Source organism: Leucobacter tenebrionis (assembly GCF_019884725.1).
GTDB classification, from domain to species: domain Bacteria; phylum Actinomycetota; class Actinomycetes; order Actinomycetales; family Microbacteriaceae; genus Leucobacter; species Leucobacter tenebrionis.
On sequence record NZ_CP082322.1, the window covers coordinates 2,654,171 to 2,671,229 of the forward strand.

Genomic DNA, 17,059 nt, shown 5'->3' on the forward strand with positions numbered 1-17,059 from the left:
GGTGGACCGCGCCCCGTGCGTCCCGTGCGGGGTGACTACGTCTTGGCGCGCTTGGCGCGCTGACGGAGTATCCCGAAGATCAGGGTGCCGATGAAGAGCACGATCCCGATGATGGCCAACCAGAGCAGGCCCTCGAACACGAATCCCACGATCGACAGCACCACCCAGGCCACAAGCAAGATGAGAAGAACTGTCCACATGCTCCTCACGCTACGCTCAATCGCCCGAGAAAACCGGTGATCAACGACATTGCCTCTGCGGATCTGTCCGGGCCCGCGGCTGGCGGGAGGATTCACAGCACGGGCTGACATAGTAGAAGCGTGCTCCGCCTCGGTGATGGCATACGGATCCGAGGAGAAGGGGCGCTCATGCCCGCATGGTGGGAACAACTTCTACACATCACAACCGGTCGCATCAGCCGCCACCACGAACTCCCCGATCTCCGGCACCTTCCGACACGGCCTGTCGTGCTGGGACGGACCCACTACCTCGTGAACGATCGCGAACGTGGCAGCCAAGCGCCTCGCATGTATGTCCTCCGCACCCAGGCCCGCACGCGAAGATCCCCAGCCGGGGTCGCCGTCACATCCAACGGACGTGGCGTCGGCCATCTGCCCGCCGATGCAGCAGACGCCATGGGCTCGCTTCTCGACCAACTCGGCGGGGCTGCGATCGTCAACGGCACAGGACCGCAGGCGGGAAGCATCCGACTCCGGATCGACCTGCCAGCGCCTGAAGCGGTTGGCAAATTCATCCATACACTCGGCAACGCGAGCCTAGGATGACGCTCAGAGTTTCTGTCATCCCGACAAAAAGCCCTGGTGAGAAGCAATTTTCACCAGGGCTTCGTCGTTTCCGGAGATGGTCACTGGCTGGTCCACTTCCCTCATCTGCCTGTCCTGCCCGTTCGCGCATTGGTCCACTTCCGTTCCGCGACGTCGGCTGTGGAGTGCACCAAAAGGTGCCCATGAGGTGGACCAAATCGTGGGCGCGACGGTGCTCCGACTGAATCGCCCCGGCATGTCCGGAGAGTCAATTTGTGGTGTCAGGCCGCTGTTTCGAGCGGCTGGTGGTGAGCGTAGTCGATCTGCTCGACTTCGATCGGGGTGAGGTCGTCGAGGCTGCCGTGGATGCGGTCGCTGTTGAACCAGGACACCCATTCGGCGGTGGCCGCTTCGACGTGTGCGAGATCCCGCCAGGGGCCCTCGTGATGGATGAGTTCGGACTTGTAGAGCCCGATCTGCGACTCCGCGAGGGCGTTGTCGTAGGCGTCGCCGACACTGCCGACGGACGCGTCGATGCCCTCATCGGCGAGACGCTCGGTGAACGCGATCGACGTGTAGACCGACCCGGTGTCCGTGTGATGCGTCAGCGACGCGAACTCGCTGGCGCCTTCGCGTCGGCGTGTGAACAGCGCCATCTCGAGGCAGTCGAGAACCAGCGGTGTGGCCATCGATGTGGCGGCCCGCCAGCCGAGGATGCGACGCGAGTGCGCGTCGAACACGAACGCGACGTAGACCCATCCGGTCCAGGTCCAGACATAGGTGAAGTCCGCGACCCAGAGCTGATCGGTGCGGAACCTCGCGAAGTGCCGATCGACCAGGTCAGCCGGCCTGACCTCCTTCACGGCCGTGTCGGCGGGCTTGCGCCGCTTGCCGCGGGTGACGCCGACCAGCCCGAGTTCGCGCATCAGGCGTTCGACGGTGCAGCGGGCGATGTCGTGCCCGTTACGTCGCAACCGCAGCCAGAGCTTGCGGGCTCCGTAACGGCGGTGCTGCGCCTTCCAAGCCTCGGAGATGACGACCTTCCAGTCATCGTCGCGCCGCTTCCGCGCCGAGGGCCCGCGTCCACGAGCGTCATAGTAGGTCGATGGGGCGATCGTGCAGCCGTGCTCGGTGAGTACCCTGCAGATCGACTCGACACCCCATCGCAGACCGCCGTCGGTGCGGTCCCTGTGCTCATCGATGAACGCGACTATCGCGTGAACGGCCGGTCGAGTTCGGCCGCGAAGAAAGCCGAAGCCGCCTTCAAGATCTCGTTCGCTCGCCGCAGCTCGGATACCTCGCGCTTGAGGCGCTTGATCTCCTCCTGTGCCTCGCTCGTCACACCCGGCCGAGCGCCGGTGTCGACCTGCTGCCGGCGGATCCACTGCCGCACCGTCTCCGGCGATCCGACGCCGAGGAGCTTCGCGACGTGGCTGATCGCCCGGTACTCGCTGTCGTGGTCCGGTCGCACCTCCGCGACCATCCGGACGGCGCGCTCGCGCAGCTCGGCCGGATACTTACTGGGACGTCCCATGAGACTGATCCTTCCAAGGAATCCAGTCTCCGGACATACCGGGGCGATTCAGTCGGAGCCCTGCCGGTGATCGGGGGCTGCTCGGCGGAGGCGACGGGGCAATCGTCTGCGACCTGGATGAATGTGTTGGTGTAGTTCGTGCTCCCCATCCGTCCAGTATCGCCTGAGTATCGTGGCGGCGACAGGGAGGGCCGGGCTGGGGCCGGTGCGCCGAATGCCCCCTTCATCCCGATTGCGTCGACCGAAGAAGAGCGTTGGAACGCAGCGCACTGCTCGGCGTTGCCGGATGCTCTCGGCCAGGCTGGCGCGGGAGCGACTTGCTTTCCCTGGGTGAAAGTGATTTGCTTGCCAGCATGGAAAATGATTGGTCGTCTGAGCGCCCTGAGGTCGTGGCAGCTGAGCTGCGAGGGCTGGAGCTCGACAGGAAACGGCTCGGCGACCGGATGCGGGCGCCCGTCTGGTATGGGTTCGTGTGTGGTGTGCTCGTTGCCGGGCTGTTGCTCACGCCCATGATCGATGCGGTGTGGGTGAAGTCGGCGTTGCTGGTTCTCGCGATCGGTTTGGGCTTGGCTCTGGAGAGTCTCCGGCGTCGTATTGTCGGGATTGCCAAGCGCGGCCTGGCCGGGCCCGCGAGCGCTGGCGCGCTCATCGTCATGATGGGCAGCATGGTCGTTCTGTACAGCGTCGCGTCTCTGTTCGAGGGGGCGGGCATGCCGCTAGCGGTCGCCGGTGTGGCCGTTCTCGCCTTCGTTGCCATGTGGCTCTTCGTCGTAGTGGAGGGACGGGCATTCGCCTGGGACATGCGGCGTGCGGGCTGAGTCGTTGTTCGATGCCGCGATTCACGCGCCGAACCGTCTGCGGTTGTGCTCGGCTCTGCGAGTCGTTGACCGGGCCGACTTCGGCGCGTTGAGGGAAGTGCTTCTGCTCAGCGATGCCAGCCTTTCGAAGACCATCAGCGGCTTGATGGACGCCGGATATGTGGTCACCAAGAAGGCCCCATCCCTCGCCCGAAGCGATGCGCGTCTGACCACATCGGTGTCGATGACTGCCGAAGGCCGGCGGGCGTTCGACCGGCACATAGCGGCTCTTCGTGAACTCGCCGGCGACGCGTGGGAGGCCTGAGATCAGGCCTCCCGATGTGGATGGAGAGGATCGGTGTATGTCCGACAGTTCGGTTGATTCCGGTATGTCTTCGGACGGTGGGCGGGCCGATCGGAGCGCATCCACGTCGTCGCAGATTCGGCGCCGTGGCGTCTTCACACGCTGGGCGCCGCTCATCACCGCGGTTGTCGCAGCGGTCACGATCGTGGCCGACCAGCTCTCAAAGCTGTGGGCGGAGACGGAATTGTCGACGAGTCGACGCGTGCCGGTGCTTGGAGACCTGCTCGGGTTTCAGCTGGTCTTCAATCCTGGCGCTGCGTTCTCGATGGGCGAGCAGTTCACGTGGGTCTTCGCGGTCGTCGCTGGTCTGGCCGCCATCGGCGTCTGCCTCGTCGCCTGGCGAACTCGATCGCTCGCGTGGGCGGTGGCCTGGGGACTGCTGCTCGGCGGGGCGCTGACTCACCTCGCTGACCGTCTGTTTCGCGCGCCAGGGTTCGCGCGAGGGCATGTGGTCGATTTCATCGCATACGGCAACTGGTTCATCGGAAACATCGCCGACATCGCTATCTTCGCCGCCGCCGTCACGCTGCTCCTCCTCACCCTGCGCGGCATCGGCATGCGAGCCGCCACGCCGGCCGGAACCTCATTCTCGTGAAACTTGCTTGACCACTTCCCGTGTGAAGGTATGGCGTCGACGAACTGCGCTATCGACAGCCTCATACAACAGCGAGGACTCCTGCGTCGTGAACCTCGCCCCATACCTCACTGGCTGGAACCAGCCATGCAAGACATCGCTGTGAGGGGACCAGAAGGGGACCAGAATCATGGGAACCATACGATTCATGACGTGCGTTGCACAATCTGGGCCGCTGAATCACGCGGTTCTCGGCGAGAGTCGAGCCGTCTGGACGCCTGGGGGTCAAGGGGTCGCAGGTTCAAATCCTGTCAGCCCGACAAAAACCCCGATCAGAAGGTAAATCTGGTCGGGGTTTCGTCGTCTCGATCACTAAATGTCACCGCAGATGTCACCAGTAAGAGGCGGATGTCACCGCGACACGCCCGGTCTGACTTGGAGTGCTGTCTCCCAAGATAGCGCTCTTGGTCGCATTGTGCCTGCATGGGTTGCTCGTTCGGAACCTGTCTCCAAAGAGCCAAGATCGCAGGTTCAATTTGCCTCTGCTCAGGAGGAACTACACCCAATAGCCATCCGTTGATCGCTTTGTGATTCGGTTGACGCAGCCGTCTACTTGGGCGTCGGCTACTCGCCCCCGAAGTAGTGGCGCTCCGAAGGCAGGGCTCGAAGTTCGCCAAGATCGGCGGCTCGGTGCTCTACAGGCAGGCCGGCCTGAACGCCCTCGTCGAGTCGAAGCTCGTGGCGTGATCATGGGCATCGACCTCAGCGCGATCACGGACCCGCAGTTCAATGCCTATATGGACTACGCCGCCAAGCAGTACGTGGCCCGAGCGGTCGACGAGATGCTCGCAGGGAATCCTGATCTGACCGTCGCCGAGTTGCACCAGGCGCTTGTCGAGAAGATCGAACTGGCACGTCGCGTCAATGGCAACTAGGCAGACAGGGCCCCTGCAGGATCATCCTGCAGGGGCCCTCTGCGATCAGTAGTCCATGTTCCAAGCCTGGTCTACCTGGTAGTTGGCATAGTCGATGTAGCGTTGGAACCCATCAGGATCATTGGCGAGTGATTGGACCAGGTCGCGAAAGCGGTCGTCAAAACGTACGTCTAGCCCAGACCTTATCCACGCGCTCGCCTGGGGCACGGCAGCCGAGAACCATTCGTCGAACTCGTCGAAGAGCGCAAAGACATCACGAATTGTCACTTCGGTGGCATTCGGCAACGAAAGGAACGATCGCCCGCGCAGCGAACTGACCCCGATGGGCAATGCGCCGACGTCCGGTACGTGCGCGTACACAGTTGTCTCGTTCCCTTTCTCGAAGCCGCCGTGCGTATACGTGTTGCGCCAGCGCTCCATAACATCGACCAGCTTGTCGAGATAGACCTTGGCCTGCCCCGTTTTGCCAAGCACTCGTTCGTACTTGAGGCCCCACCTTTGACCGATGAAGCCGAGGAGGCGGTCTTTCGACGGGTCGAACCCCGCGAAGGGCAACGAGAGGACGAGGTCGTGCTCTAGGCGGCTCAGGAAAGCGGTGATGGCGGCGACCACGTCGTGCGTCGAATTGAGCTGCATCACTGCGGCACCGCTTGTGAAAGACCATCCCGAGATTCCGAACCCGTCTTCTGGCTTGATCTCGATGTGTTCGTCTTCTACGACCGTCGGGTTGAGTGAGCGGTCGCGGAAGTACTCGTAGGCCTGTTCCAGACGGCGGTGCTGGTTGACGACGGTTGCATCCCCGGATTCCAACAGCTGGTCAGTGTGCGCATTGATACCCTTCTCCACAACCTTGGTCGCCGAGATGAGCTTCTTCTTGGTCTGCGCGAGACGAAGCTCGATCTCTGATTCGCTCAGGCCGTCACCGCCGATGCGCAGGCGCAGCCCAAACTTCTGGTGCGCCACTTCGTAGAGCACACCTTCCCGCATGAACGATACCCACCAGGCCACCTTCTCTCCCGGGCCGAAGCGCTCCAGACCCGCGAGCTTGAGTGCGAACCCCATGACAGCGGGAATGGGGCATTCTTCGAGCCCAATGGTGATTCGGGATAGCGCTCCCTTTGACGCTCTGATATCGGACTCAGTCGGTTGCTCGAAATCACGGAGCATGGTCGTGCGCAGCCGATGACCTAGGGTAACGGCATTGGGAAGTTTCTCCATGCTCAGATGGACGGCACAACGAGTTTTGTGCTCGATGCATCCTTGTCTGCGGTGAAGCCGAAGCTGGGATCGGGCTCGCAGTCATCGCCGCAGAGGGCGCGTGCGCGGTAGCCGTCGTCCGCAGTTACCCTGACCGGCATGCTGTCTAGTCCGTCTATCTCGTCGTGCTCCATGGATCCGACACTACCGGCCCTAGTGGTGGGGCGTCAGAGACCTCGTGGCTTTGGCCCTTGCTCAGACCGGCTCGTCGGCCGTGCGGACGCGGCCGTACGGCTCGCCGATCGTGGCCAGCGCGGCCTCGTGCAGTTGCTGCTCCGACACCGGTGCCACGTCGCTCTCCAGAAGCCGGGTCGTGCAGGCGTCGGCGATCACCGGGGGGTCTTGCGGCGAGGAACGCGCCCTCCGTAGTTAACTTCACGCACATGTTCGTCATAAAGCCTGGGATGACTAGGTCGTCCTTCCCGGCCTTCTCGGCAAGCTCAGCGATCCCGGTGACCGCGGGGGCTGAGCATCTGCGAACAGCGTGTCAGCGCAGGCAGACTGGGCCCACCTCGGGGACGAAACAGCTTGCCACCCATAAAGATTGCCTTGAAATCGAGGACTTCGATCAAATGGGGCATTGCAGAGCGAAGCGGCCCTCCATCGGTCGGATCATGAAGACGCTGACGGCTACGGTCAAGAAGTAATTGTCGCGATGTCGGAGGCATCGAATAGAGTTTCGGCTATCAATGCGGAGGAGGAACTATGGCGCTGAAAACTTCGCTCGCAGGGCGCGTGCGCAACACGACGCTGCCCAAGACCCATGCGCTCCTGCCCCTGCACGAGGCAGTCGTCAACGGCATCCAGGCGATTGACGCCCGCTTTCCTAATGACGCCTCCGCTCGCGGCCGGGTCACCGTGCGGATCCATCGTGACACGCAAGCAACGTTCGACCTCACGAATGGGAGTCCCGGTCGTGCGCCGCTGAGGATCATCACCGGCTTCAGCATCGAGGACAACGGCATCGGCTTCACGCCCGACAACATGGCGTCATTCGAGACGCTCGACAGCGACTACAAGGCTCCCATCGGCTGCCGCGGAGTAGGCCGCCTCCTCTGGCTCGTGGCTTTCGACCGCATCGAGGTGCGCAGCGCTTACTACGACGGCGACGCGCTCTCTGGCCGGCAGTTCAGCTTCTCGATCCTTCAGGACGTCGTGCAGGGCGTGTCGCCTACGGGGCTGACAGACGCGGGCACGACCGTGCTGCTTGACGGATTCAAGAAGTCCTTCCAGCAGAGTGCACCGAAGTCGACCGAGGCGATCGCGCGCGAGATCTTCGAGCACTGCATCTGGTACTTCCTGCGTGAGGGCGGAGCCCCCGAGGTGGTCGTCGAGGACGACGACGAGATGTTCTCGCTCAAGGATTTCGTCGAAGAGCTCGGGTATACAGAGACCGCCGCTTCATTCGAGGTCAAGGGCCAGAAGTTCGAGATGCTCAACCTCCGCCTGAAGACTTCGGCCCGCAACGCGACACCCCGCCTGCACTGGTGCGCCGCGAACCGGGTCGTGAAGGACGAGAGCATCGCGGGGAAGCTCCCCGGTCTCTATGCACGTATGAAGGACGGGGCCGGCGGCGAGTTCACTTACGTCTGCTATCTGTCTTCGTCCTTTCTCGACGACCACGTCAGATCGGACCGCACCGATTTCGACCTGCCCGAGCGCCTGGCTGGCGACGCGTTGCTCGACGAGCCAACGCTCGACGACATCCGCACGGGTGTCCTAGACAAGATCGCAGAAGCTTTGGCTGAGCCGCTCGCCTCGGCACAGGTCGCGAGCAAGGAGCGAATCAACCGCTACATTAGTACGAAGGCACCGAAGTTCCGCCCGCTTTTTAAGCGAATCGAGTCGTCCGGGATCGTCGTTGACCCCGCCATGAAGGACAGCGATCTTGAGATTGAGTTGCACAAGCACGCTCAGAGGATCGAGAACCAGCTGCTGACCGAGGGGCAGGCGATATTCTCCGCATCGAGCGGCAAGAAGCCTGAGGACTACGATGAGCGCCTCGCCAAGTACCTCGAGACGCTCACAGAACTGAACCAGTCCGATTTGGCCAACTACGTCGCGAGGCGTCGCACCACGCTTGACATCCTCGAAGAGCTCATTCGTTCGGACGACGATGGAAAGTACGCCCGTGAGGACTCTATTCACGAACTGATTTTCCCGATGAGGAAGGATTCGAACTCGGTCGGTGCCGATGCGTCCAACCTCTGGATCCTTGACGAACGGCTCGTGTTCCACGACTATCTCGCTTCTGACAAGACGTTCAAGAGCATGCCGATCACTGAGGCGGACTCGCCGGCGCGGCCGGACATTCTCGTGTCTCGCCCGATCCATCCAGACCTGCCGGTGCTGGCCTCCGATCGTCCTAACCCGCCGCTGAATTCGATCGTCGTCGTCGAGCTCAAGCGTCCGCTGCGTGATGACGCGACGGAGGGCGCGAACCCGATCGACCAATGCTTGGACTACGTCGAGCGCATCCGAGAAGGCAGAGTGAAGACCTCAGCGGGACGGCCGATCCCGTCGAGCCCTCAGGAGCCTCCGGCCTTCTGCTACATAATCGCTGACCTCACACCGACCATGGAAAGCCGGTGCCGGCGGTACGACCTGACGAAGACGCATGACGGGCTCGGATACTTCGGTTACAACGACCAGTACAAGACGTACATCGAAGTCATCAGCTTCGACGGTCTCGTGAACAGTGCGAAGCAGCGCAACCAGGCATTCTTCGACAGGCTCGGGCTGCCTTCGAGTTGAATCGCGGTTTTAGAGTCACCGCGAATCCTCGAACGGGTCAACCAGGGCCTGAATTCCGTGCTCCGGGCACACGAACGCGATCGGCATGCCGTGCTCGTCCGAACCGAATGCCGGGCCCGGCCCGCGCACCGAGCACGTGCGGTAGTCGTCGTCCGCGGGCACCTTGACTGGTACGCTGTCCCGCTCGCCAACCGCGGCGTACTCCAGTAGACCGCTCCAGATATCAAGGTCTCTCTCAGGCTTCTTAAAAGCCCCTCGAGCCCTTCGAAAATGTCACCGCTAGTGTCACCGCTAGACGCAGGATGTCACCGGAATCGGCGGGAACTGCCAGGAACCGCGATAGCTCGCGTGCCCTACTCCCGTAAGGCATCTACGGCTATGGAGAGTCCGCGACGTAGATCACGTCGCTGGCTCAAGGGGTCGCAGGTTCAAATCCTGTCAGCCCTGACAGTGCCGTAGCGTCCGGGAAGTCGCGGAACAGGCGTCGGGGATATCCTGAAACCAGACGCTGTGTGATCTTTCAAACTTTTTAGAGCCCGAGATGTCGAGAGATCTCTCAGATCAAGTGGCGTAGCACACCGCCGGATAGAGCCGCAGTCGAGACACGTCGATCGATGTTACCGAGTTCTGGATTATCGACAGACGTGCAAGAGCTCGCGCGTTGGCAGACCGGGGTTGTGCGAGAGCGGTTTGCTGCACAGCATGGACATGTGCAATCCGACCCATTTCCTGTCGATGATGAATATGTACGAGACCTCGGCTACTTCGTGCTGGAGATAGGACGACTGGAGTCCGCTGCCTGTTTTGTCAGCCAAGCGCTCGGAGTGACGGACCCAGGACTGCTCAGTACGGCTATTGCATTGCGAAAAGCCAGACGGCAGACTCTGATATCGATGCCACCCTGGGGGAGGATTGACGCACCTTCGGTTCAAGAATGGATCGATGATGTTCTGGATCTACTCCGAGAGCGCAACCAAGTGTTGCACTGGGAACTGCTGAGCCTCACTTTCTACGCGGAGCGCGATGCGGAACCGGAGTATGAAGTGGGTTTCACGTGCCCGCACGATATGGATTGGCTCCCCACGAACAACGCACACGTGAAGACACTGCGTCAGCGTGCGGCTTCTCTCGTGGTGCGGGGGCGATCGGTGTACGAAGGGCTTTGCCATGTGAGCGAAGAGTTTGGTCTTGTGGATCCTATGGGGTCATGTGATGGTGTGGGCTCGGGAAATATCGGGTGGGATCTCGGTATCACGGAAGATGATTGGCCAGGACCTCATCGGAAACCGGGAGGTAAAAGTCGGCGCAAATGGAGTTGATGATTGACGGAATCCTGCCGGAGTAGCTTCATGCGGCGGCGCGCTTTCAAATCTCGCCGTTCCGAGGAATTGTGATGTCTCGGGACATTGCAGTCACCCGGGCCTGGGCGCCGACCGGTAGCCGCGCATCCTGAGCGGCGGAGGGGTGGCCGACATCGCGGCCTTCGGCGCCGACGTTCTGGGCGTGACACCAACGCTGAAGGGACGGCAAGGCGATCGCGGGATTCGTGCACGCGCGTCCTCACCGAGGCCGAATTCGGTGCGAGCATCTCCTGTCGCATCACCGGATCGAAGCTCTGACACACTAAGGCCAGCCGTGCGTCCGTGTTTTTCGCCGTCGGCCTGAGCTACTAAGTGGAACCGAATGGCACCCTGATCCGCGGAGCGACGACGAGCACGTACGGCCTGGTCGTTGAGGCCATCGGGCCCAGGTGGCGATTGCCGTGACCGGGACGAACCATGCCAGCGCGTGCCGAAAACTTCTCCGACAATAAAGGGGCACCCCCCACCGCCTCGCCCTTCGCAGACGTGCCGAAGTCGCACGAGTTCCTATCGCGAGGCGGGGTTCCTGTACGGCTTGGAACCGCGCTGATAGACCGCCCCTAGCCGGAAGCGCGGTCCACGCGGGACCGTATCCCCTCGATCAAGAGATCCAGCCCGTGATCGAACATCGCCCGATTGCGCGCGCGACCGACGAGATGCCCGGGCAGCAGCTCGCCAAGTTTTCCGTCGGCCTCCTCGGGCTCGAGAATCTGATCGGGTGAGAGCGCGTCGAGCGCCGCACCGAACGTGAACGCATCGATCACCTCGACGGTGGTGAGGATCTCGTCGTCGGGCACTCCAGCCTCGACGAGTGCATCGACGAGGGTCGAGTACACCCGCATCACGTCGGGTTCGTCGATGACCACGGTAAGCATGAGCGCGAGCGATCGCGGATGATCGGTGTAGAGCCGCCAGGTCGTCTCGACCTCGCGTCGAACGCGGTCGGCCCAGTCGCCGTCTTCCTGCATCGGTTGATCCGGAACATACTCCGCCACTAGAACGTGACGCATCGCCTGGATCACGCCTTCGCGTCCTCTCACATGGTGGTACAGCGATGAGACTCTCACGCCGAGCTTCTTCGCGAGCGGCACGAGCTGCAGATCGTTGCCGGCCTCGACGTACTCGATGGCGGCGCGGCCGATGATCTCTCGTGAGAGTTTGGCTTCACGGGGTCGTGCCACAGGGCTCCTTCTCAGCTCCGCGCGGATCAATGCCACGGACATCGCTACTTGACAGATCCTCCCACAGCGAGCACCATAAAGACGATTAATCGAAATAGTTTCGATTAATCTCCGCCCCGCCACCGACGCCGGAAAGAGACCATCATGACCGCTTCGACACCAGCCCCCACCGCGACCGGCGGTTCGGCGGGCGCCGCGCAGGCCGATCCCTCGGTCGACCCGCGATTCAGCCTCAACGCACGTAACGGGAGCGCCACCTTCATCGTGGCCCTTGCGAGCCTCATGATGGCAAACCTCGCCCCGCATATCCTCACCGCCCTCGGCGTCCTGGGATTCGACATCATCGCCAGCGGCAACATTCTCACCTGGGCGTTGCTCGCCTCTGCCGTCGTCGGCCTCCTGAGCGCCCGGCTCGCGTCCGGCTCTCTTCGTAGACCGCTCGCCGCGGCGGGCCTGCTCATCGCGACGATCGCTTTCAGTGTGGGCACGTTCGCATCCGATCCGACCGTCGTCGCGGTCGCGCTGATCGTCGGCGGTGTCGGTGTCGGCACTGCGATCTCCACCTCCGGGGCGGCAATCGCGGCGTTGCAGAACCCCAACCGGGTCTCTGCCGCGAGCGGGCTCACCAACCGGGTGCTGATCACGGTCGTGCTCGCCATCATTCCGCTCGTGGGCGTGTCGCAGATCAGCGTTTTCGCCACGCTTGCCCTGATCTCGCTTGCGGGGCTAGCGCTGGCGGTCTGGCTGCCCGGTGTGCCCGAACACGCCGAACCTGTCGACGTCACCACCTCGCTCGAGATCGCCGCGCCTCGCCGGATCACGATCGCGGGCATCGCGGTGCTCATCGTTTTCGCCGTGTGGGGAACGAGTGAGGACGCGATCTGGACGATGGCGCCGGTGCTGGGCGACGCGATCGGGGTGGGCGAGCAGACGCTCGGCTTCTCACTCAGCCTTGCAGCCGCCGGCGGCATCCTGGGCATGCTTTTCGTGACGATCGCGGGCGAACGTATCGGGCGCGCGCTTCCCCTCGCTATCGCGCTCGTGCTCGGCGGCGGCATCAAGGTCGCGATCGGGCTCACGACCGACCCCGTGGTGCTGTGCATTCTGATCATCGCGGTGAACACGGTGTACGCGTTCGCATTCACGCTCTTCATCGCGACGGCCGCCGGCCTCGACGCGCGAGGTCGCTGGTCGGGGCCGCTGGTCGGTGCATATCTCGTCGGATCGAGCTTCGCCCCGCTCATCGGCGGTGCCTTCATCGAATGGCTGGGTACGCCCCTGTTCGCGCTCATCATGGGCATCGTGAGCTTCGCGGCCATCGCACCTGTGGTGTGGATCGCCCGTGTCTCGGTTGGAGCGGAGCGAGCCCTCGCGCGTTACTCGCAGCCCACCAGCTGACCTCCCCCGATTCCACCTATCCCAGAAACCATGCCGGATCAGGCACCAGTCAGAAAGCGAACACCATGAGCGGGCACGCCACTGTCTACACGAACGCCAACGTCTTCATCGGGGACGCCCGGCTCGCGCCGCGCGAGTGCGTGGCGGTGGCCGACGGCAAGATCCTCGCGGTCGGGGAGGAGGGGGCAGTGCGTGACGTCGCGGGCCCCGGCGCCCGGTACGTCGACCTGGGAGGCGCGCTCGTGACTCCGGGCGTCATCGAGGGCCACACGCACATGCTGTTGCTCGGCGAGGCCCTGTCGAAGGTGCAGCTGCGCGACGCGTCCTCGGTGGCTGAGGTGCAGCGCAGGATCGCCGAGCGGCGCGCAGCCGAGCCTGATGCCATCGCCGTGCTCGGGGTGGGGTGGACGTTCGACATCTTCGCAGACGGTGAGCGCCCCACTGCTGCCGCGCTGGACGCCGCCGTCAGCGACGTACCGGTGCTGCTCGACGGAAATGACCTGCACACCATGTGGGTGAACTCGGCGGCGCTCGAAGCGATGGGGATCACCCGCGACACCCCTGACCCGGTCGGCGGCAAGTTCGTGCGCGACACGTCGGGCGAAGCCACCGGGCATCTGCTCGAGACCGCCGCGATGCATCACGGCTGGGGATACGTCGAGAGCATCACCACCGACCGCGATCGCGACCGGTTCTTGCGTTCGGCGTTTGATGCGTATCTCTCCACCGGGGTGACCGGGGCGACCGAGATGTCGTTCGGCGAAACCGAGGTGGCCACGTATCGACGCATGCTCGACCGCGATGGTCGGCTGCCCTTCCCCGTCGACGCGTACTGGATGCTGACCGCGACGGGTGATTCCTCGCGAGATCTCGCGCAGATCGATCGGGCGGTCGAGATCCGCGATACCCTCGCCGCGAACTATGGAGACGAGTGGCTGCGTATTGTGGGCGTGAAATTCGTGCTCGATGGGGTGATCGACGCCTGCACCGCAGCCATGCGCGGTCCCTACGTCAACGGCGAGTTGCCGGGCCCGATCTGGGAGCGGGAATTCGCGCTTCCGATGGCCGTCGCGGCCGACTCAGCCGGCCTGCAACTCGCGCTGCATGGAATCGGCGACGAGGCGAGCACGATCGCGCTGGACATGATCGAGGAGTGTGTACGCGCCAATGGGCCTCGAGCCGCGCGTCGCCCTCGCGTTGAGCACCTCGAGTATGCCGCAGACGACACGATCGCACGTATGGCCGCGCTCAACGTCACAGCCTCGATGCAGCCAGTGCACTGCGATCCGGCCATCATGGACAATTGGCAGGCCGTGCTCGGAATGCCGCGTGCCGAGGGCGGGTTCGCGTGGAACAAGTTCCGCTCGGCGGGCGTGACGATCGCGCTCGGCACCGATGCGCCTACGGCGCCTCATCTCGCCCCCGATAACCTCTTCATCGCGCTGACCGCACGCTCGGCGCTCGATCCCTCGCGAGAGGCCTATCAGCCGTCGCGAGTGTTCAACCCCGAAGAAGCACTCGAGGCGATCACCCTCGGGTGCGCCTACGCAGCAGGTCGCGAGGGCTCCGTGGGCCAGCTGAGGCCCGGTTATCGCGCGAACCTCGCGGTGTGGGGCGTCGACGCCGCTGCTCTGTCGGACTCTCCTGATTCGCTCATCGGCTCGCGACCGGTCCTGACGCTGGTCGACGGCGTCGCGGCGTTCGAGGGGTAGCTGCGGTCTGCGTCTCGTGGGATGCCGAAGCTCAAGCCTTATCGATCCCCCTTGAGTGCGCAGCAGTTCCTCGTCGTGACCGGAGGCATCGCAGTGCATGTCAAGGGTGGCACGACCGCCGCTAACCCGATCGAGTAGCCCGAGACCAGCGGGGCGCTCTCTCGGGCCGCGGCCCGACGCCGATGACCGCCGCAGGTATCGCGGCGAGCCAGGGCGAGCGTCGCAGAACTCCGGCGAGCCGCCGTGGAGGCTGGATCGTCTTGCCCGTGAGAGCCGGGCCGATGAGCCTTGCGTGCATGAGGCGCTGCAGGCCTTGGATGAGGATCGTGGGCAGTGCGCGGCGGCGCTGCACGTGGGCGAGGATGCGACCGGAGCGAGGTCCGGTGAGCCGGCCGGCCCGCAGGGGCTTGGCGAGGAGCCTCGCGGTGGCCACGGCGTCCTGAACGGCGTGATTGATGCCGACGCCGCCGATGGGTGACATCGCGTGTGCTGCGTCTCCGATGCACAGCACCCCGTCGGCATGCCAGCGCCGCAATCGATCGACGCGGACGTCGAGATGTTTGACGTCATCCATCGAGCGGATGGAAGACACATCTTCGGCGAAGTCGGGCAGGAGCGCGGCGGTTTGCGCTCGGAAGGCCTCGATGCCGCGTGCGCGGACTTCGCCGTCCGTACCCTTTTCGCCGATGGCCGCAACCTGGACGTAGCCTTCCCGCGGGATGGCGATCGCGACGTGCCCGTTCTTCATCCGTGGAAGCAGCGATTCGCCCAGGTGCCGCTGGGTGGGGGGACGGTACCACCATACGTCGAAGCCCACCGGGTACTCCTTGGCGGGGAGTCCCACCGCGCGGCGCACCGCCGACCAACGGCCGTCGCAGGCGACGGTGAGGTCGGCGAGCACGCGCCCTCCGCCCTGCGGAGACTTGTATGTGACGCCTGTGACGCGTCCACCTTGCCGGATCACACCTGTTACCTCGTGCTCTCTGAGGAGGGTGAAGGTCGGCTCGGCTGCGGCCGCGTCGGCGAGCAGATCGAGGAGATCCCACTGCGGGACCATTGCGATATACGGGTGCCGGAGCGGGAGGCGGGTGAAGTCGACCATGCGCACATCTTCGCCGTCGGGCCCGGGGAGAGCGACGTGGCTGATCCGAGACTGTGGAAGCCTGTCGAAGCGGTCGAACAGTCCGAGGTCGTCCAGCAGGCCCAGTGTGGTCGGGTGGACGGTGTCACCGCGGAAGTCGCGCAGGAAGTCGGCATGCTTCTCCAAGACCGTGACCTCGACTCCGGCCCGCGCGAGCAGCAGGCCGAGTACGAGCCCGGCGGGGCCGCCGCCCGCGATGACGCACGTCGTGCGCTTCTCGAGAACCGGGAATTTCTTATCGTCGGGGGTCATGGGCTGTACCTCCCTTCGCTCGTGGCCCTGTGCTCAGAGCGTATCCCTACCTCCGCAACGCAGACATGAACAGTTCGTTCGCCCCGTAGAGCTCCTTCGCGATCCGCAGATGCGACCACGCGTCGACGAGGGCGACCTGCTCGATCCCGCGCAAAGCGTCGAGCTTCGTGAGCAGTTCCTCGGAGGTATCGCCGGATATGGTGCCGATCAGGTCGTAGGCCCCACTGGATATCGCCAGGAACTCCGGGTGAACGGTGCAGATCGACTCGACAAGTTCTGGAGTGATGATGCCCCGTACGCGGATGCCGAGTCCGAGCGCAGGCGGGCCGACGAGGTGATCCCGCACCGGCAGCCCGACCACCTTCACGACGCGGTGCTGCAGCAGCCGGTGCAGCCGGTTGCGGGCGCTTGCAGCCGAAACGCCCGACGCCTCGCCCAGTTCGCGGAAGGTCGCCCGTCCGTTCTGCTCCAGCGCGAAGAGGATGCTGCGATCCACGTCATCGATGCGTATGGGCGTCGTCGCAGGCGTGGGGAGGGGCGAGTCGATGTTGACGAGAATGCGTTCGTAGACGTTGCAGACCACTCCGCTCACACCGGGGAGCGTCCGGATCGATCCGAGCACCTCCTGGTGCTGCTCATCTGAGGTCACGCGCACTTCCGCGTCTACGCCGTACGTTCCCGCGATCGCCGAGACGAAGCAGGTCTCGCTCATCGAACTCAGGGCGTCCAGAATCGGTTCGCTCGGCCCCGATGTCGAGAGCAGCAGGTACGAGTATCGGGTGATGCCCAGGAGGTCCGGGCTGATGGTCGCCGTGAGCCGGATGCGATTCTCCGCGACCGCCTCTTCGACCACCGCAGCAACGACCTGGCGCGGAACTCCCACCTTCTCCGAGACCTCGGTGTAGCTGACTCGACCGTTCTCTCGGACCTCGCGCAGGATCCTGCGAACCTGATCCTCACCTATCGCCATCGCTCTTCTTCTCCTGCTTTTCCGTCGCACAGCGGCAGATTCATTCCGGTCGTTTATTCCAAAAG

General features: G+C 63.8%; 15 protein-coding genes. 7 read left to right on the top strand and 8 right to left on the bottom strand.

Annotated elements, in window-relative coordinates:
- Nucleotides 1-35: 35 nt before the first annotated feature.
- Both KVY00_RS12170 and KVY00_RS12175 read right to left on the bottom strand, forming a co-directional pair.
- The gene (locus KVY00_RS12170) at nucleotides 36-200 is read right to left on the bottom strand and encodes a hypothetical protein (protein ID WP_169797676.1); all 165 of its coding nucleotides are present in this window, start codon (nucleotides 198-200) and stop codon (nucleotides 36-38) included.
- Nucleotides 201-1,045: 845 nt separating this feature from the next.
- Nucleotides 1,046-2,298, bottom strand: a protein-coding gene (locus tag KVY00_RS12175) for an IS3 family transposase (protein WP_223043156.1) whose coding sequence is annotated in 2 segments (ribosomal slippage) — nucleotides 1,046-2,016 and nucleotides 2,016-2,298 — 1,254 coding nt in all. Because the reading frame shifts where the segments join, the coding sequence is not laid out codon by codon here.
- A gap of 254 nt (nucleotides 2,299-2,552) precedes the next feature.
- Here KVY00_RS12175 and KVY00_RS12180 point away from each other — a divergent pair.
- From KVY00_RS12180 to KVY00_RS12195, 4 genes are all read left to right on the top strand, one after another.
- Nucleotides 2,553-3,116 carry a hypothetical protein gene (locus KVY00_RS12180; protein WP_223043157.1) on the top strand — a complete coding sequence of 188 codons (564 nt, stop codon included), beginning with the start codon at nucleotides 2,553-2,555 and terminating at the stop codon, nucleotides 3,114-3,116.
- A 4-nt stretch (nucleotides 3,117-3,120) separates the two neighbouring features.
- A complete protein-coding gene (locus KVY00_RS12185) occupies nucleotides 3,121-3,420 on the top strand; it encodes a transcriptional regulator (RefSeq protein WP_255572627.1) in 300 nt (99 codons plus the stop codon).
- Between the two features lie 37 nt (nucleotides 3,421-3,457).
- Nucleotides 3,458-4,054, top strand: coding sequence for a signal peptidase II (locus KVY00_RS12190; protein ID WP_223043159.1), 597 nt, complete (start codon nucleotides 3,458-3,460; stop codon nucleotides 4,052-4,054).
- A 722-nt stretch (nucleotides 4,055-4,776) separates the two neighbouring features.
- Nucleotides 4,777-4,968, top strand: a complete 192-nt coding sequence (locus tag KVY00_RS12195) for a hypothetical protein (RefSeq protein WP_223043160.1) — start codon at nucleotides 4,777-4,779, stop codon at nucleotides 4,966-4,968.
- A 45-nt stretch (nucleotides 4,969-5,013) separates the two neighbouring features.
- Here KVY00_RS12195 and KVY00_RS12200 read toward each other — a convergent pair whose 3' ends face one another.
- The 3 genes from KVY00_RS12200 to KVY00_RS12210 all read right to left on the bottom strand — a co-directional run bounded on the left by KVY00_RS12200 (nucleotide 5,014) and on the right by KVY00_RS12210 (nucleotide 6,558).
- A complete protein-coding gene (locus KVY00_RS12200) occupies nucleotides 5,014-6,186 on the bottom strand; it encodes a hypothetical protein (protein WP_223043161.1) in 1,173 nt (390 codons plus the stop codon).
- Between the two features lie 2 nt (nucleotides 6,187-6,188).
- The gene (locus KVY00_RS12205) at nucleotides 6,189-6,359 is read right to left on the bottom strand and encodes a hypothetical protein (RefSeq protein ID WP_223043162.1); all 171 of its coding nucleotides are present in this window, start codon (nucleotides 6,357-6,359) and stop codon (nucleotides 6,189-6,191) included.
- 61 nt (nucleotides 6,360-6,420) lie between these two features.
- A complete protein-coding gene (locus KVY00_RS12210; RefSeq protein WP_223043163.1) occupies nucleotides 6,421-6,558 on the bottom strand; it encodes a hypothetical protein in 138 nt (45 codons plus the stop codon).
- Nucleotides 6,559-6,930: 372 nt separating this feature from the next.
- On the opposite strand from KVY00_RS12210, the gene KVY00_RS12215 reads away from it, so the two are divergent.
- Nucleotides 6,931-8,979, top strand: coding sequence for an ATP-binding protein (locus KVY00_RS12215; RefSeq protein ID WP_223043164.1), 2,049 nt, complete (start codon nucleotides 6,931-6,933; stop codon nucleotides 8,977-8,979).
- A gap of 1,921 nt (nucleotides 8,980-10,900) precedes the next feature.
- Here the strand turns inward: KVY00_RS12215 and KVY00_RS12220 are convergent.
- Nucleotides 10,901-11,521 (bottom strand): TetR/AcrR family transcriptional regulator, encoded by a 621-nt coding sequence (locus KVY00_RS12220; RefSeq protein WP_223043165.1) that lies wholly within the window; start codon nucleotides 11,519-11,521, stop codon nucleotides 10,901-10,903.
- 144 nt (nucleotides 11,522-11,665) lie between these two features.
- Here KVY00_RS12220 and KVY00_RS12225 point away from each other — a divergent pair, with 144 nt between their 5' ends.
- Together KVY00_RS12225 and KVY00_RS12230 are read left to right on the top strand one after the other, a co-directional pair.
- Nucleotides 11,666-12,919, top strand: coding sequence for an MFS transporter (locus KVY00_RS12225; protein WP_223043166.1), 1,254 nt, complete (start codon nucleotides 11,666-11,668; stop codon nucleotides 12,917-12,919).
- A 65-nt stretch (nucleotides 12,920-12,984) separates the two neighbouring features.
- Nucleotides 12,985-14,631, top strand: coding sequence for an amidohydrolase (locus KVY00_RS12230; RefSeq protein WP_223043167.1), 1,647 nt, complete (start codon nucleotides 12,985-12,987; stop codon nucleotides 14,629-14,631).
- Nucleotides 14,632-14,752: 121 nt separating this feature from the next.
- Here the strand turns inward: KVY00_RS12230 and KVY00_RS12235 are convergent, their stop codons facing one another.
- Both KVY00_RS12235 and KVY00_RS12240 read right to left on the bottom strand, forming a co-directional pair.
- On the bottom strand, nucleotides 14,753-16,024 hold the full coding sequence (locus tag KVY00_RS12235; protein WP_223043168.1) for an FAD-dependent oxidoreductase: 1,272 nt from the start codon (nucleotides 16,022-16,024) through the stop codon (nucleotides 14,753-14,755).
- Nucleotides 16,025-16,070: 46 nt separating this feature from the next.
- Nucleotides 16,071-16,994 (bottom strand): AsnC family transcriptional regulator, encoded by a 924-nt coding sequence (locus KVY00_RS12240; protein WP_223043169.1) that lies wholly within the window; start codon nucleotides 16,992-16,994, stop codon nucleotides 16,071-16,073.
- Nucleotides 16,995-17,059: the final 65 nt, after the last annotated feature.

Excerpts from the sequence above, each read along its gene's own strand:
- KVY00_RS12170 (WP_169797676.1), bottom strand. The coding sequence starts at position 200 with ATGTGGACAGTTCTTCTCATCTTGCTTGTGGCCTGGGTGGTGCTGTCG.
- KVY00_RS12190 (WP_223043159.1), top strand. The coding sequence starts at position 3,458 with ATGTCCGACAGTTCGGTTGATTCCGGTATGTCTTCGGACGGTGGGCGG.
- KVY00_RS12200 (WP_223043161.1), bottom strand. The coding sequence starts at position 6,186 with ATGGAGAAACTTCCCAATGCCGTTACCCTAGGTCATCGGCTGCGCACG.
- KVY00_RS12205 (WP_223043162.1), bottom strand. The coding sequence starts at position 6,359 with ATGGAGCACGACGAGATAGACGGACTAGACAGCATGCCGGTCAGGGTA.
- KVY00_RS12215 (WP_223043164.1), top strand. The coding sequence starts at position 6,931 with ATGGCGCTGAAAACTTCGCTCGCAGGGCGCGTGCGCAACACGACGCTG.
- KVY00_RS12225 (WP_223043166.1), top strand. The coding sequence starts at position 11,666 with ATGACCGCTTCGACACCAGCCCCCACCGCGACCGGCGGTTCGGCGGGC.
- KVY00_RS12230 (WP_223043167.1), top strand. The coding sequence starts at position 12,985 with ATGAGCGGGCACGCCACTGTCTACACGAACGCCAACGTCTTCATCGGG.
- KVY00_RS12235 (WP_223043168.1), bottom strand. The coding sequence starts at position 16,024 with ATGACCCCCGACGATAAGAAATTCCCGGTTCTCGAGAAGCGCACGACG.
- KVY00_RS12240 (WP_223043169.1), bottom strand. The coding sequence starts at position 16,994 with ATGGCGATAGGTGAGGATCAGGTTCGCAGGATCCTGCGCGAGGTCCGA.